This is a genomic window from Pseudomonas sp. St386, assembly GCF_018325865.1.
In the GTDB taxonomy this organism is placed as follows: Bacteria; Pseudomonadota; Gammaproteobacteria; order Pseudomonadales; family Pseudomonadaceae; genus Aquipseudomonas; species Aquipseudomonas brassicacearum.
In genome coordinates this window covers 4,015,740-4,031,524 of record NZ_AP021900.1, presented here as the reverse complement: position 1 = coordinate 4,031,524, position 15,785 = coordinate 4,015,740, and the positions used below count along the sequence as shown (strand labels likewise).

Genomic DNA, 15,785 nt, shown 5'->3' with positions numbered 1-15,785 from the left:
CATGCTCAAGCGACAGCGACGACGTCGAGAATCCGCTGCACGACCCGGTCCTGGTCGATGCCAGCGGCCTCGGCTTCGAACGACAGGATGATGCGATGGCGCAGCACGTCGAACAGCACGGCCTGGATATCTTCCGGGCTGACAAAGTCGCGTCCGGCCAGCCAGGCGTGGGCACGGGCGCAGCGGTCCAGGGCGATGGAACCCCGCGGGCTGGCGCCGTAGGCGATCCATTCGGCCATTTCCGGATCGAACTTGGCCGGGTTACGGGTGGCCATGATCAGTTGCACCAAGTATTCCTCCACGGCGTCGGCCATGTACAACCCGAGGATTTCCTTGCGCGCGGAGAAAATCGCCTGCTGGCTCACGCGGCGTTCGGGCTTGGTCTCGCCGTTCAGCGCTTCACCCCGGGCCTGCTGCAGGATACGGCGTTCCACCGCGGCATCGGGAAAGCCGATCTTGACGTGCATCAGGAACCGGTCGAGCTGGGCTTCGGGCAGCGGGTAGGTGCCTTCCTGCTCGATCGGGTTCTGCGTGGCCATCACCAGGAACAGCGGCGACAGTTCATAGGTGCTGCGCCCAACGCTGACCTGGCGCTCGGCCATGGCTTCGAGCAAGGCCGACTGGACCTTGGCCGGCGCGCGGTTGATTTCGTCCGCCAGCACCAGGTTATGGAAAATCGGCCCTTGCTGGAACACGAAACTGCCGGTTTCCGGGCGGTAGATTTCCGTACCGGTGATGTCGGCGGGCAGCAGGTCAGGGGTGAACTGAATGCGATGGAATTGCGCTTCGACGCCTTCGGCCAGTTCCTTGATGGCCTTGGTCTTGGCCAGCCCCGGCGCGCCTTCCACCAGCATGTGGCCGTCGGCAAGCAGGGCGATGAGCAGACGCTCGATGAGTTTTTCCTGGCCGAGAATCTGCGTTGAAAGAAAGGTTCGCAGCGCAAGCAGCGCTTCACGATGTTCCATCGGTGACTGTTCCTGGAAAGGGTGGCCCCAGGCGTTCGGATAACGCCGGGGCTGGGGGCGTTACTTTAATGCATGGCGGGGGGTGGCGACTAACGGGATTTTGTCTGGCGTGCGGATTTGTGATCGGTTTGGAGTCATTGTGGGAGCGGGCTTGCTCGCGATGACGGCGGGACATTCAACTTCAATGCAGCCTGACCCACCGCTATCGCGAGCAAGCTCAGCTCCCACAGGGGGTGGCGATGGACACCGATGCCATGAGCACCCGAGATCAGTGTGGGAGCGGGCTTGCTCGCGATGACGGCGGCACATTCAACTTCAATGCAGCCTGACCCACCGCTATCGCGAGCAAGCTCAGCTCCCACAGGGGTTGGCGATGGACACTGATGCCATGAGCACCCGAGATCAGTGTGGGAGCCGAGCTTGCTCGCGATGACGGCGGGACATTCAACTTCAATGCAGCCTGACCCACCGCTATCGCGAGCAAGCTCAGCTCCCACAGGGGTTGGCGATGGACACTGATGCCATGAGCACCCGAGATCAGTGTGGGAGCCGAGCTTGCTCGCGATGACGGCGGCACATTCAACTTCAATGCAGCCTGACCCACCGCTATCGCGAGCAAGCTCAGCTCCCACAGGGGTTGGCGATGGACACCGATGCCATGAGCACCCGAGATCAGTGTGGGAGCCGAGCTTGCTCGCGATGACGGCGGCACATTCAACTTCAATGCAGCCTGACCCACCGCTATCGCGAGCAAGCTCAGCTCCCACAGGGGTTGGCGATGGACACCGATGCCATGAGCACCCGGGATCAGTGTGGGAGCCGAGCTTGCTCGCGATGACGGCGGCACATTCAACTTCAATGCAGCCTGACCCACCGCTATCGCGAGCAAGCTCAGCTCCCACAGGGGTTGGCGATGGACACCGATGCCATGAGCACCCGGGATCAGTGTGGGAGCCGAGCTTGCTCGCGATGACGGCGGGACATTCAACTTCAATGCAGCCTGACCCACCGCTATCGCGAGCAAGCTCAGCTCCCACAGGGGTTGGCGATGGACACTGATGCCATGAGCACCCGAGATCAGTGTGGGAGCCGAGCTTGCTCGCGATGACGGCGGCATATTCAACTTCAATGCAGCCTGACCCACCGCTATCGCGAGCAAGCTCAGCTCCCACAGGAACTCAGCCGCGCCACGCCCCTGGATTCACCAGATTCACCGGCCGCTCCCCCGCCAATGCCGCCAACAGGTTGTCCACCGCACAACGCGCCATCGCCTCCCGTGTCTCGTGGGTGGCCGAGCCCATATGCGGGGTCGCGACCACGTTATCCATTTGCAATAGCGGCGAATCCGCACTCAAGGGTTCGCGCTCGAACACATCCAGCCCCGCGCCACGGATCTGCCCGCTGCGCAGGGCGTCGATCAGCGCCGCTTCATCGACCACCTTGCCCCGGGAAATATTGATGAAAATGGTTTCAGGGCGCATCTGCGCGAACGCTTGTGCACCGATCAGCCCTTGAGTCTCAGCGGTCAAGGGCAGGGTCAGGCAAATGAAGTCCGCCTGCTGCAATAGTGTCTCGAGGCTGCAATAGCGCGCGCCGAAACGCTGCTCGACCGCGGGCTTGGGTGAATGGCTGTGGTAGAGCACCGGCATGCCGAAGCCGAAATGCCCGCGTTGGGCCAGGGCCTCGCCGATGCGGCCCATGCCGATGATGCCCAGGGTCTTGCCATGGACGTCGGTGCCGAAATGCCGCGGGCCGATGCTCTGTTGCCACTCTCCTGCGCGAACCAGGTTGGCCAGTTCCACCACGCGTCGAGCGGTCGCCAGGATCAAGGCGAACCCAGTGTCGGCGGTGGTTTCGGTCAGCACGTCGGGGGTATTGCTGAGCAGGATCCGGCGTTCGGTCAGGTAATCGATGTCGTAGTTGTCGACCCCCACCGAGACGCTGGCGATGGCTTGCAGGTTCGGCGCCAGGTCCAACAGCGCCGCATCCAGCTTGAGGCTGGCGCCCAGCAGGCCGTGGGCGGCGGGGAGGGCGTCGCGCAGTTGCGCCAGGCCCTGGGCATCGAGGCGCTCGATGCGCGTGACGTGGGCCTGGGCTTGCAGACGGGCCATCAATTGAGGGGACAGCGCTTTGTACAACACCACATGCTTTTTCATGGGACGGGTCTCGATTCAGGAACGGGCGGGCGCCGGGTGTGGCGTCGCGGTATTGGAGACTTCCCGGTCGCTGGCGCCGGGCTTGAGGGCGAGGGTCAGTACCACCGACAGCAGCAAAGCGCCGCTCATCAGCAGGAAGGACATGCCAGGGGAGCCGGTGGTGCCGTTGAGGTAGCCCACCAGATACGAGCCGCCGAACGAACCCAGCGCGCCCATGCTGTTGATCAACGCCATGGCGCCGCCGGCGACGTTGGCCGGGAGGATTTCCGGAACGATGGCAAAGAACGGACCATACGGCGCGTACATGCAAGCGCCGGCGACCACCAGCAAGCCATAGGACCACCAGAAATGCTCGGCCCCCAGCAGGTAGGAGGCGTAGAACGCGACGGAGGCGATCAGCAGGGGCGGCCAGACAAAACGCTTGCGCTTCTGCGCCTTGTCCGACGCCCAGGACACCACCAGCATGCCGATCACTGCCGCCAGGTAAGGCAAGGACGATAGCCACCCGGCCTCGACCATGTTCATCTGCAGGCCGGCCTTGAGGATCGACGGCAACCACAGCACGAACCCGTAGACCCCGATGCTCCAGCAGAAAAACTGCAGCGCCAGGATGATCACCTTGGGCGAGCGAAAGGCCTCGGCGTAGTTCTTCACTGCCTTGATGCCGACCTGTTCGGCCGCCAAGGCGCTTTCCAGGTCCCGTTTCTCCTGATCGCTGAGCCACTTGGCCTGGGCTGGGCGATCATCGGCCAGGCGCCACCAAATAAAGGCCCAGAGCACCGCCGGCAGGCCTTCGATGATGAACATCCAGCGCCAGTCGAACTGCTGCACCAGGTAACCCGACACCACCGACATCCAGAGCATGGTCACCGGGTTGCCAAGGATCAGGAAGGTATTGGCGCGCGAGCGTTCGGCCCGGGTGAACCAGTGGCACAGGTACACCAGCATCGCCGGCATCACGGCGGCCTCGACCACCCCGAGCATGAAGCGGATCACGATCAACCAGTAGGCGTTGGAGACCACGCCCGTCAGGGTGGCCAGTGAGCCCCAGAGAATCAGGCTGACGAAGATCAGCTTCTTCACGCTGTGCTTTTGCGCGTAGATCGCCCCCGGTACCTGGAAGAAAAAGTAGCCGAGGAAAAACAGTGCGCCGAGCAGCGATGACAGCCCCGGGGTGATCATCAGGTCCTTGGCCATGCCCGAGGCGGCGGCAAATCCATAGTTGGCCCGGTCCAGGTAGGCCAGGCTGTAGGTGATGAACACGATGGGCATGATGTACCACCAGCGACGGGTGGCGAGGTTGAGCGTTTGCATGTCGTTGACTCCTGAGCTTGTTGTTTTTGTTGCAGCAGGTGCGTTTTGTGGTAGCTCTATCGCGAGCAAGCTCGCTCCCACAGGGGTTAACTCGATCCCATGTGGGAGCGAGCTTGCTCGCGATAGGCGGTTTCAAATTCAGCCAATAACTCGGTGCGCGTCGGCAACCCTTCCATATCCCCACGGCTCTGCACCGCGCGGCTGCCGATCCAGTTGGCGCGCTGCACGGCCTCGGTGATGGCGTGGCCTTCGAGCAACGCACTGATCAGGCCGACGGCGAAGCCATCGCCAGCGCCCACGGTGTCCACCACCCGGGCTACCGGTACGCCGGCGATAACGCCCTGGTCCAGGTGCGTGCGGTAATAGGCACCGTCCGCGCCGAGCTTGATCACGACGATTTCGGCGCCTTGATCCAGATAGAACGCGGCGATATCGGCCGGGTCGTCGAAACCGGTCAGCAAGCGACCTTCGCCGAGCCCCGGCAGGACCCAGTGGGCGAGGGCGGCGAGGCGATTGATTTGCGCAATCATGGCCGACTCGCTGGTCCACAGGCTCGGCCTCAGGTTGGGGTCGAACGACAGGCTGCGGCCGGCTTCGCGCATGCGGGTCATCAATTCAAAGGACATCTCTCGGGCCGTGGCCGACAACGCCGGGACGATGCCGGTGGCGTGCAAGTGACGGGCTTCAAGCAGCGCTGGCGCGATGGAATCGATCGACAGATGACTGGCCGCCGAGCCACGACGGAAATACTCGACCTGCGGGTCGCTGCCATCGTCGGTACGCGACTTGAACTGAAAGCCGGTGGGGTGCGTTGGATCGACCGCTACGTGGCGACAATCCAGGCCTTCGTTTTCCAGGGTCTGCACCACGAAGCGTCCCAGGGAATCAGCGCCGACCCGGCTCAGCCACGCAACCTTGAAGTCCAGTCGCGACAGGCCGATGGCCACGTTGCTGTCGGCCCCGGCGATACGCTTGTGGAACTGGTCGACGCTGACCAGCTCACCGCGCTGGTCAGCCACCAGCATCGCCATGGTTTCGCCGAACGACAACACATCGAACTCAGGCATGGGCAGGCTCCCGGCGCGATTGTCCGAGACGGGACAGCGTGGCGACATGTCCAGCGGTCAATTGCAACAAGTCTTCGCCTTGCAGCGGATATTCGGCGGCGCGCATCACACCGACGGGCATGTGCTTGAGCAGTTGTTCCCACAGGTGCAGGTCGGTCATGGCCGGAGGCACGGCGACCAGTTTGCCGTCGGCGCGCTGGGCCACTGCCTTGCAATGCACGTAAGCCACATACCGTCCGAGCTGTCGGGCGGCGACGGCGGCCGATTGGTCCTGCCATTGCCAGTTGCCGATGTCGAAGGTCATGCCGACGGGCAATGCGTGCGCTTCTGCTGCGCTGAAGAAACGTTGCAACGGTTCGATCCGTCCGCCTTGCAAGGTCTGGTCGTTTTCCACCAGCAACTGCACCGGGCTTGCGCCGAGCACATCCGCCAATGCCGACAGATCATGGGTGTCGGTGAAGTGCCCGAGGGAGACTTTCAGCCATGCCGCGCCGAACGCCTCGGACCGTTGCAGGGTCAGCGCCAGGGCGGGGTTGGGCCTGGACTGCCCGGCGAGCCACAGCTCCAGTGGCGACGAGAAAATACTTTGCAGCCCCTGGGCGCGAGCGCGAGCGGCCAGCTCGGCGGGCTGTTCGGTGGTGAGCAATTCTTCGCGCCATTCGATGCGCGAGGCACCGGCTGCTGCCAGCAGATCGATGAAACTGCCTTGGCCTTGTTGCCGTATCAGGTCGGCGCCGTAGCTGGAAAGACTGATGGAGACGGGTGGATTGTGCATTGTTTTTATACCTCTGAAACCGGTTTCAGTTTTGTGCAAAAAAAGGTGGTGTGCTTCAGGGCCTCATCGCGAGCAAGCTCGCTCCCACACGGGATCTGCGTCGCGCTGGAAATCCCTGTGGGAGCGAGCTTGCTCGCGATAAGGCCGGCTCGATCATCGAGAAACCCCACGCGTCGACCCACGCTCGATCAACCGCGCCGCAAAATCCAAGGTCCGCACTGGCCCTTTATCCCCACGCAAACGCTTGAGCAGACAGTCGAACGCACTGGCGCCGATCTCCGCTGTCGGTTGGGCCAGGGCCGTGATGCCGCTGCCCACCAAGGGGTACCAATCCAGATCGTCGAGGGCAATCAGGCCTACGTCGTCGAACAAGTGGCAACCGAGCTCGCGCAACACCGTCGTGGCGGCCAGCGCGGCAATGCCATTGGCACAGAACAGCGCCTTGGGGCCTTGCCCCGGTTGGGCCAGGAAAGCCTTGATGCGCGCGCTCAGTTGATCGCAGGTTTCCACCACGGCGCCGGTCAGGGCAGGGCGTCGCGCGATGCCGGTCTTGAAACTCTCGACTCGCTCGATTCGTGAGCTGGTGCCGTCGAACGGTTCGGTCACCAGCAACAGATCGCGGTAGCCCCGTTGTTCGAGGTGATCGAGGGCCATCTCGACGGCCTTTGGGTTGTCGAGGCCGACCAGGTCGCTGTCGAGTTGATCGACCTTGCGATCCACCAACACCAGAGGCATTTCGCTGCGCAGTTCAAACAGTTCGTCACGGTGGTGACCCAGGGTGTTCACGATCAACCCTTCGATGTTGTAGGCGCGCAACAGCGCCAGGTGCTGGCGCTCCTGCTCGTCATCACGGTCGGTGTTGCACACCACCAGGCTGTAGCCATGGCGACGACAGGCGGTTTCCACGCCATGCATCACGGCAATCGAATAGGGGTTGCGGATATCGGCCACCAGCATGCCGATCAGGCGTGTGCGCCCGCGCTTGAGGCCGCGGGCCATCTGGTTCGGCCGGTAGCCCAGTTCGCTGATGGCTTGCTCGATACGCCGGGCAATGGCCTCGGAGAGCAGGGCGCGGTCCTCGCCAATGAAACGCGAGACACTGGCCTTGGAGACCCCGGCGCGTTCGGCGACATCAAGCATGGTCACGCGGCTGCGCTGGGCGGCGGAGAAAGAATTCACGGATTGAAACCTGCTTATTGGATTTATTAGCGGTTCTGAAACCGGTTTCAGGAAACATCAGAATCCATCCCTCCGTCAAGGGCGACGTGTCAGAGGCACGACCGACGGTGGTTCACTTCAGCCGGACAAGGGCGACGATCCAGGCAGGTCGGCAGGCCGAAGTAACAGAACAGGCCCTCCAGGGCGATTTGCAGCGCGTAAGGCCGTGTGGTTAGCTGCCTGCCTTCCCCAAGCCCTTTGACGATCGAAGCCTCCATGAACTTCTCCCAGCCTCGCGTGAGATTGCTGTCGATACTGAGCGTGACCTTGTTGGTGCTGGGTTGTGCGTCCTACACCCTGTTTCGCCACAGCGGCGCGCCGGTGGATGAAGGTTTCGCCGCCGAGCAACTGAACGAAGGGGGCATGGAAGACATCGGCACGCTGGCACTGCCCGAGGTGGAGAGACGCCTCAACTATTTGATTCAGGACACCGGTGAAACGCTCCGTTCCCTGGAGCTGATCAGTGACGCGCAATTGAGCCTGAGTATTGAGACGACCGAGCCTGCCGACGAGCGGCCGTTGCAGTACGAACCGCTGTTTGTCCCACTCACCAGTGCGCAACTGAAAGCTGAACTGGCCTCGATCCAGGGCCTGCGTTTTGCCCAGAGGCTATTCGCCGACGGTTCCGAAGTGAGGCTCGACACCAGCAGCCTTGATCCGCTCTGGAAGCGCGCCGCGACGCCGGATGAACCGGTGGCCGAGCAGTACCTGCCGCAGCGCCTGCGGTTTCGCGATGGCAGCGAAAAAACCTTCGCCGATCTCAAGGCGCCGCCCAAGGTCGAGTCCGACGACATGATCGCGTCCCATGACGCCTTCGCACTTGCGGTGAACAAGCCTCTGGCGAGTCTCGGCCTGACGGTCTCCTACCGCAGTTATCCGGCGTTCAGGAAAGTGGTCCTGGACAAGGATCACCCGAAGGTGACCCTGGACGATGGCCAGTCCTTCCAGCTCACCGCCCTGGGTGACGCCAGCGCCTCTGTGCGCCTGAGTACGCCGAAGATGTCGACCTTCGTGGTGCAGGGGCTGGACGACGGGGGCAAGGCGCTCTACAGCAACGGCAACAACTCCCGCGCGTTCCCCTCCGAAGGCGATATCGCGGCGTTGCACGACTATTATAAAGCGCTGCTGCAGACCAAGGACGATCTCAAGCAGCTCAAGACCGGCCAGGCGGTACAGCAACAGTTGGAACGCCTGACCCAGGCGCTGGCCGCTCAGGCGGGGCCGTTGAAAAACACCGAGGTCGACTATCAATTCGAGGCCACCCCGCAACGCATCGTCATTCATGTGCTCGATCCGATGGAAGACAACAGCGTTGAGTTCACCCAGGTCGACAACGTCCTGGCGGAGCAGGCGCGTTACATCGCTCTGGACCGGAACGCCGAGCGCTACGGCTTCATCGACCAGGCCGGCCAGTGGTTGATCAAGCCCCGTTGGGTGCAGGTGCAAGACAGCCAGATGGCGGATACCTACACATTGTTTTCCCCGGAAAAGTCCAGCGACCCGGACTCGGACTGGCAGGCGTTGCGCAGCCAGCTCGCCTATTTTCCTGCCGGCAGCAACAAGCTCGTGGACCTGCCGTTCGAATACATCACCGAAACGTTGAGCAATGGCCTGCTGTTGGTGGAGCGGGAAACCAACGGACCTTATGGGCTCTACGATGCCAAGGGGCATCGTTTCGTATTGCCGATGAAATTCGTCAACCCCACCGTGACTGGCAACGTGTTCATCGCCCGTCTCGGCAAACGAACCGATGTCATGGAAGGCCTCTACGGCGCCTATACCCTGGACGGCAAGGAAATCCTGCCGGCGCAGTTCTCAGGCATCGAGCACAGCGAGGGTTTGCTCTACGCCAGCTCTGCCGACCGGAGTCGTCAGAACGTTTTCGACCTGGACGGTAAACGGCTCAACCTGCCGGGTGACAACGTGATAGGCCGGTTTGTCGGGCAGCAACCGCTGTTGGTGCAGGACGCTAAAAGCAGGAAGTTTGCTTTTATCAATCGCCAGGGGACGCGGCTGCCCATCAAGTTACCGTATGACGAGGTGGAACCGTTTTCCAACGGTATGGCGGTGGTCGCACGCGCCGGCAGCTATGGCGCCATCGACCTGGCGGGCATCTTGCGAGTCCCGCTGGAGTACAGCCAGCTCAACGCGTTCCAGACTCGGTACGCAGCGGCCATTCGGGCCGGTGGTGGTTCCGGGCTGGTCCTGATCAGTCAAGACAACAAACTGATCAAGGAACTGGGGTCCTATGCCAGCCTGGAAGTGCCGGATAACGGCAATGAGGCCCGTTATTACGTGAGGGACCCGAAGGATAGTGACGCGTACCTGGCCTATGACGCTGACGGCAATCTGGTGCAGAAAGACGAATAACAGCCGGTGCACGGATCCCTCGCCACGCAAGAGCAGTCGCCTTTGATCGTTCCTCACGCTCCGCGTGGGAATGCCGTCAGGGACGCTCCGCGTTCTGCTTCTGGAAGGTGACGCAGAGCGTCACGGGATGCATTCCCACGCAGAGCGTGGGAACGATCAACGCCGACAGGAATCAGAGCTGGCTTATATAGGTGCCCGTCCCCTTGAGGATGTTCTGCAACGTCAGTTCGACTTCCGCCAGGTCCGCGGCATCGGTGTCGTGGGTGATTTCCAGCACGTCGTCGCCGTTCAACGCATCGGCATCCGCCGCCGCAATCTCAATCAGCAAGCGGGTAGGGCTGAGGGTGACCTTCACGCCGTCCAGTGTCGAAGGCTCGCCATCGAGGGCGATTTCCAGTTCGTCTTCGTCGGGGTAGCGGGTCATCAGGAACATTTCGCCCTGGGCGCTGTGGCAGCAGAGCATGGCCATGTTGTCTTCTTCGTCGTCGCACGGATTGGCGATCAGCAGGGTGGTGGTCATTTGCATGGTGATGGCTCCTGGCTCGATGAGCCGAAAAAAGTGGATTCTGCCAGCCTGGAGGACTTTGCGCTGGATTACCGCAATCGGGCTGCGATTTCACACTGCCAGGTGCCGTTTCGCCCCTGGGCTGCTAGGGTTGTTCGATGAACTCGGGCCGGTTTAGCTTGCCGATGACCGAATATGTCGCAGCGCTGCAAGCAGGCACATTGTCGCACTCGTTAAGCTGCGCAACGGATGTGCACCTGCAAAGGCCATCCCGGAGTGGTTTTTGCAGGTGTCCATGACATGAAATTACATGGAAAAGGATGTGACCTGCGCGTCCTGTCCAGCTTCATCCACCTGTCATCCTGTTTCCTCTGCCCGAGAATCAGGAACGGGATGGCCGACAGCCCCGCAGGGGTTGCACGCGACGCTTCAATCAATAACAAGCCCAAGCGGAGTACCACAGATGGCGTTCTTCACCGCAGCCAGCAAAGCCGACTTCCAGCATCAACTGCAAGCGGCACTGGCGCAGCACATCAGTGAACAGGCACTGCCACAAGTGGCGCTGTTCGCTGAACAATTCTTCGGCATCATTTCCCTCGATGAACTTACCCAGCGCCGGTTGTCCGACCTTGCCGGCTGCACCCTGTCTGCCTGGCGCCTGCTTGAGCGCTTCGATCACACGCAACCGCAGGTGCGCGTCTACAACCCCGATTACGAACGCCACGGCTGGCAGTCGACCCACACGGCCGTGGAAGTGTTGCACCACGATCTGCCATTCCTGGTGGACTCGGTCCGCACCGAGCTGAACCGTCGCGGCTACAGCATCCATACCCTGCAAACCACCGTGCTGAGCGTGCGTCGCGGCAGCAAGGGCGAGTTGCTGGAAATCCTGCCAAAAGGCACCCAGGGCGACGGCATCCTGCAAGAGTCGTTGATGTACCTGGAGATCGACCGCTGCGCCAACGCCGCCGAACTCAACGTCCTGAGCAAGGAACTTGAGCAAGTGCTGGGCGAAGTGCGCGTGGCCGTGGCCGACTTCGAACCGATGAAAGCCAAGGTCCAGGAAATCCTCGACAGCCTGGACAGCAGCGCCTACGCCATCGACGCTGAGGAAAAGAGCGAGATCAAGAGTTTCCTGGAATGGCTGGTGGGCAACCACTTCACCTTCCTGGGCTACGAAGAGTTCGTGGTTCGCGATGAGGCCGATGGCGGCCACATCGAATACAACCCTGATTCGTTCCTCGGCCTGACCAAATTGCTGCGCGCCGGCCTGACCGCCGAAGACCTGCGCATCGAAGACTACGCCGTCAATTACCTGCGCGAACCGACGCTGCTGTCGTTCGCCAAGGCCGCGCACCCGAGCCGCGTACACCGTCCGGCCTACCCGGATTACGTGTCGATCCGTGAAATCGACGCCAACGGCAAGGTCATCAAGGAATGCCGCTTCATGGGCCTGTACACCTCTTCGGTGTATGGCGAGAGCGTGCGGGTCATCCCGTACATCCGCCGCAAGGTCGCGGAAATCGAGCGTCGCTCGGGCTTCCAGGCCAAGGCGCACCTGGGCAAGGAACTGGCCCAGGTGGTCGAAGTGCTGCCCCGTGACGACCTGTTCCAGACCCCGGTGGACGAGCTGTTCAGCACTGTCATGTCCATCGTGCAGATCCAGGAACGCAACAAGATCCGCGTGTTCCTGCGCAAAGACCCGTATGGCCGTTTCTGCTACTGCCTGGCCTACGTGCCACGTGACATCTACTCCACCGAAGTGCGCCAGAAGATCCAGCAAGTGCTGATGGATCGCCTGAAAGCCTCGGACTGCGAGTTCTGGACCTTCTTCTCCGAGTCCGTACTGGCCCGTGTACAACTGATCCTGCGGGTGGATCCGAAGAACCGTCTCGACATCGATCCGGTCTTGCTGGAAAAAGAAGTGGTCCAGGCCTGCCGCAGCTGGAAGGACGACTACGCCAGCCTGGTCGTCGAGAGCTTCGGCGAAGCCCAGGGCACCAACGTGCTGTCGGATTTCCCGAAAGGCTTCCCGGCCGGCTACCGCGAGCGCTTTGCTGCGCACTCGGCCGTGGTCGACATGCAGCACCTGCTGAGCCTGAGCGAAAAAAATCCGCTGGTCATGAGCTTCTACCAGCCACTGGGCCAGGTCTCCGGCCAGCGTGAGCTGCACTGCAAGCTGTATCACGCCGATACGCCACTGGCGCTGTCCGACGTGCTGCCAATCCTGGAAAACCTCGGCCTGCGCGTGCTGGGCGAGTTCCCGTACCGTCTGCGCCACACCAATGGCCGCGAGTTCTGGATTCATGATTTCGCGTTCACCGCCGCCGAAGGCCTGGACCTGGATATCCAGCAACTCAACGACACCTTGCAGGACGCCTTCGTCCACATCGTGCGTGGCGATGCCGAGAACGATGCGTTCAACCGCCTGGTGCTGACCGCCGGCCTGCCATGGCGCGACGTGGCGCTGCTGCGTGCCTACGCCCGTTACCTGAAGCAGATCCGCCTGGGCTTCGACCTGGGTTACATCGCCAGCACCCTGAACAACCACACCGACATCGCTCGCGAGTTGACCCGGTTGTTCAAGACCCGCTTCTACCTGGCGCGCAAACTCAGTGGCGATGACCTGGAAGACAAGCAACTGCGCCTGGAACAAGCGATTCTCTCGGCCCTGGACGACGTCCAGGTGCTCAACGAAGACCGCATCCTGCGTCGCTACCTGGACCTGATCAAGGCCACCCTGCGGACCAACTTCTACCAGACCGACGCCAACGGCCAGAACAAGTCCTACTTCAGCTTCAAGTTCAACCCGCACCTGATCCCGGAACTGCCGAAACCGGTGCCCAAGTTCGAGATCTTCGTCTACTCGCCACGGGTCGAAGGCGTGCACCTGCGCTTCGGCAACGTTGCCCGCGGCGGCCTGCGCTGGTCCGACCGTGAAGAAGACTACCGCACCGAAGTGCTTGGCCTGGTAAAAGCCCAGCAAGTGAAGAACTCGGTGATCGTGCCGGTGGGCGCCAAGGGTGGTTTCCTGCCACGTCGCCTGCCGTTGGGCGGCAGCCGGGACGAGATCGCGGCCGAGGGCATCGCCTGCTACCGCATCTTCATCTCGGGCCTGTTGGACATCACCGACAACCTGAAGGACGGCGCACTGGTACCGCCGGCCAACGTCGTACGTCATGACGACGATGACCCGTACCTGGTGGTGGCGGCGGACAAGGGCACTGCGACCTTCTCCGACATCGCCAACGGCATCGCCATCGACTATGGCTTCTGGCTGGGCGATGCGTTCGCCTCCGGCGGTTCGGCTGGCTACGACCACAAGAAAATGGGCATCACCGCCAAGGGCGCGTGGGTCGGCGTGCAGCGCCACTTCCGCGAGCGCGGCATCAATGTCCAGGAAGACAGCATCACTGTGGTGGGCGTCGGCGACATGGCCGGCGACGTGTTCGGCAACGGCTTGTTGATGTCCGACAAGCTGCAACTGGTCGCGGCCTTCAACCACCTGCACATCTTCATCGACCCGAACCCGGAGCCTGCCAGCAGCTTTGCCGAGCGCAAGCGCCTGTTCGACCTGCCGCGTTCGGCCTGGAGCGACTACGACACCAGCATCATGTCCGAAGGCGGCGGTATCTTCTCGCGCAGCGCGAAGAGCATCGCCATCTCGCCACAGATGAAAGAACGCTTCGACATCAAGGCTGACAAGCTGACCCCGACCGAGCTGCTCAACGCCTTGCTCAAGGCGCCGGTGGACCTGTTGTGGAACGGCGGTATCGGCACCTACGTCAAGGCCAGCACTGAAAGCCACGCCGATGTCGGCGACAAGGCCAACGATGCTCTGCGCGTGAACGGCAACGAACTGCGCTGCAAGGTCGTGGGCGAGGGCGGCAACCTGGGCATGACCCAACTGGGTCGCGTCGAGTTCGGCCTCAATGGCGGCGGTTCCAACACCGACTTCATCGACAACGCGGGCGGTGTGGACTGCTCCGACCACGAAGTGAACATCAAGATCCTGCTCAACGAAGTGGTGCAGGCCGGCGACATGACCGACAAGCAACGCAACCAGTTGCTGGCGAGCATGACCGACGAAGTCGGTAGCCTGGTGTTGGGCAACAACTACAAGCAGACCCAGGCCCTGTCCCTGGCGGCGCGCCGTGCCTTCGTGCGGATCGCCGAATACAAGCGTCTGATGAACGATCTGGAAGGCCGCGGCAAGCTGGATCGCGCCATCGAGTTCCTGCCGTCTGAAGAGGCGATCAACGAGCGTGTCGCGGCGGGCCATGGCCTGACCCGTGCCGAACTGTCGGTGTTGATCTCCTACAGCAAGATCGACCTCAAGGAAGCGCTGCTCAACTCCCTGGTACCGGACGACGATTACCTGACCCGTGACATGGAGACGGCTTTCCCGCCGACGCTGGTGAACCAGTTCTCCGAGGCCATGCGTCGCCATCGCCTCAAGCGCGAGATCGTCAGCACCCAGATCGCCAACGACCTGGTCAACCACATGGGCATCACCTTCGTTCAGCGGCTCAAGGAGTCTACGGGCATGAGCCCGGCGAACGTTGCGGGTGCTTATGTCATCGTTCGGGATATCTTCCACCTCCCGCACTGGTTCCGTCAGATCGAGGCCCTGGACCACCAGGTCTCGGCCGACGTGCAACTGGAGCTGATGGACGAACTGATGCGCCTGGGTCGTCGCGCCACGCGCTGGTTCCTGCGCAGCCGCCGCAACGAGCAGAACGCTGCCCGTGACGTCGCGCACTTCGGCCCGCACCTGGCAGCGTTGGGCCTCAAGCTCGACGAACTGCTGGAAGGTCCGACCCGCGAAGGCTGGCAGACCCGCTACCAGGCCTATGTGGCCGCCGGTGTGCCGGAGTTGCTGGCGCGTATGGTTGCCGGCACCACGCACCTGTACACCTTGTTGCCGATCATCGAGGCGTCCGACGTCACCGGCCAGAACGCTGCCGATGTGGCCAAGGCCTACTTCGCCGTGGGCAGCGCCCTGGACATCACCTGGTACCTGCAACAGATCAGCGCACTGCCGGTGGAAAACAACTGGCAGGCACTGGCCCGTGAAGCGTTCCGCGATGACATCGACTGGCAGCAACGGGCGATCACCATCTCGGTCCTGCAGGACGGCGACGCGACCCAGGATGTGGAAACGCGCCTGGCGATGTGGCTTGAGCAGCATCACGAAATGGTCGAGCGCTGGCGCGCCATGCTGGTGGACATCCGTGCCGCCAGCGGCACCGACTACGCCATGTACGCGGTCGCCAACCGCGAACTGCTGGACCTGGCGTTGAGTGGTCAGGCGGTCGTGACGGCCAACTGATCCGGCGTTGAATGAAAAAGCCCCGCATTGAGAGATGCGGGGCTTTTTTTTATATTCGCTGTGAGTCCCTGTGGGAGCGAGCT

10 protein-coding genes are annotated in these 15,785 nt (G+C 62.2%); 2 read left to right on the top strand and 8 right to left on the bottom strand.

The window, feature by feature from the left end; all coding sequences use genetic code 11:
• Nucleotides 1-5: 5 nt before the first annotated feature.
• From KI235_RS17615 to KI235_RS17585, 7 genes are all read right to left on the bottom strand, one after another.
• On the bottom strand, nt 6-965 hold the full coding sequence (locus tag KI235_RS17615) for a MoxR family ATPase (RefSeq protein ID WP_003202654.1): 960 nt from the start codon (nt 963-965) through the stop codon (nt 6-8).
• A gap of 1,178 nt (nt 966-2,143) precedes the next feature.
• Entirely contained in the window at nt 2,144-3,121 is a 978-nt protein-coding gene (locus tag KI235_RS17610) for an NAD(P)-dependent oxidoreductase (RefSeq protein WP_028236941.1), read from the bottom strand.
• A 15-nt stretch (nt 3,122-3,136) separates the two neighbouring features.
• Nucleotides 3,137-4,435 carry an MFS transporter gene (locus tag KI235_RS17605; RefSeq protein ID WP_003202651.1) on the bottom strand — a complete coding sequence of 433 codons (1,299 nt, stop codon included), beginning with the start codon at nt 4,433-4,435 and terminating at the stop codon, nt 3,137-3,139.
• 86 nt (nt 4,436-4,521) lie between these two features.
• Nucleotides 4,522-5,502: a sugar kinase gene (locus KI235_RS17600; protein WP_013693552.1), complete on the bottom strand. Its 981-nt coding sequence runs from the start codon at nt 5,500-5,502 to the stop codon at nt 4,522-4,524.
• Nucleotides 5,495-6,277 (bottom strand): TIM barrel protein, encoded by a 783-nt coding sequence (locus KI235_RS17595; protein ID WP_038857623.1) that lies wholly within the window; start codon nt 6,275-6,277, stop codon nt 5,495-5,497. Before KI235_RS17595 ends, KI235_RS17600 begins: the two co-directional genes overlap by 8 nt.
• A gap of 153 nt (nt 6,278-6,430) precedes the next feature.
• Nucleotides 6,431-7,456 (bottom strand): LacI family DNA-binding transcriptional regulator, encoded by a 1,026-nt coding sequence (locus KI235_RS17590; protein WP_013693550.1) that lies wholly within the window; start codon nt 7,454-7,456, stop codon nt 6,431-6,433.
• A gap of 89 nt (nt 7,457-7,545) precedes the next feature.
• Nucleotides 7,546-7,713, bottom strand: coding sequence for a hypothetical protein (locus tag KI235_RS17585; RefSeq protein WP_013693549.1), 168 nt, complete (start codon nt 7,711-7,713; stop codon nt 7,546-7,548).
• Here KI235_RS17585 and KI235_RS17580 point away from each other — a divergent pair.
• Nucleotides 7,712-9,865 (top strand): WG repeat-containing protein, encoded by a 2,154-nt coding sequence (locus KI235_RS17580; RefSeq protein ID WP_212795195.1) that lies wholly within the window; start codon nt 7,712-7,714, stop codon nt 9,863-9,865. The two genes, KI235_RS17585 and KI235_RS17580, sit on opposite strands and share 2 nt — an antisense overlap.
• Nucleotides 9,866-10,037: 172 nt before the next feature.
• On the opposite strand, the gene KI235_RS17575 is transcribed toward KI235_RS17580, so the two are convergent.
• On the bottom strand, nt 10,038-10,391 hold the full coding sequence (locus KI235_RS17575) for a hypothetical protein (protein ID WP_003202641.1): 354 nt from the start codon (nt 10,389-10,391) through the stop codon (nt 10,038-10,040).
• A gap of 442 nt (nt 10,392-10,833) precedes the next feature.
• On the opposite strand from KI235_RS17575, the gene KI235_RS17570 reads away from it, so the two are divergent.
• On the top strand, nt 10,834-15,702 hold the full coding sequence (locus tag KI235_RS17570; protein ID WP_013693547.1) for an NAD-glutamate dehydrogenase: 4,869 nt from the start codon (nt 10,834-10,836) through the stop codon (nt 15,700-15,702).
• The last annotated feature ends 83 nt before the right edge of the window (nt 15,703-15,785 follow it).

What these genes read in the sequence shown, in the direction of transcription:
- KI235_RS17615 (WP_003202654.1), bottom strand. Translation starts at nt 965, where the DNA reads ATGGAACATCGTGAAGCGCTGCTTGCGCTGCGAACCTTTCTTTCAACG.
- KI235_RS17610 (WP_028236941.1), bottom strand. Translation starts at nt 3,121, where the DNA reads ATGAAAAAGCATGTGGTGTTGTACAAAGCGCTGTCCCCTCAATTGATG.
- KI235_RS17605 (WP_003202651.1), bottom strand. Translation starts at nt 4,435, where the DNA reads ATGCAAACGCTCAACCTCGCCACCCGTCGCTGGTGGTACATCATGCCC.
- KI235_RS17600 (WP_013693552.1), bottom strand. Translation starts at nt 5,502, where the DNA reads ATGCCTGAGTTCGATGTGTTGTCGTTCGGCGAAACCATGGCGATGCTG.
- KI235_RS17595 (WP_038857623.1), bottom strand. Translation starts at nt 6,277, where the DNA reads ATGCACAATCCACCCGTCTCCATCAGTCTTTCCAGCTACGGCGCCGAC.
- KI235_RS17580 (WP_212795195.1), top strand. Translation starts at nt 7,712, where the DNA reads ATGAACTTCTCCCAGCCTCGCGTGAGATTGCTGTCGATACTGAGCGTG.
- KI235_RS17585 (WP_013693549.1), bottom strand. Translation starts at nt 7,713, where the DNA reads ATGGAGGCTTCGATCGTCAAAGGGCTTGGGGAAGGCAGGCAGCTAACC.
- KI235_RS17575 (WP_003202641.1), bottom strand. Translation starts at nt 10,391, where the DNA reads ATGCAAATGACCACCACCCTGCTGATCGCCAATCCGTGCGACGACGAA.
- KI235_RS17570 (WP_013693547.1), top strand. Translation starts at nt 10,834, where the DNA reads ATGGCGTTCTTCACCGCAGCCAGCAAAGCCGACTTCCAGCATCAACTG.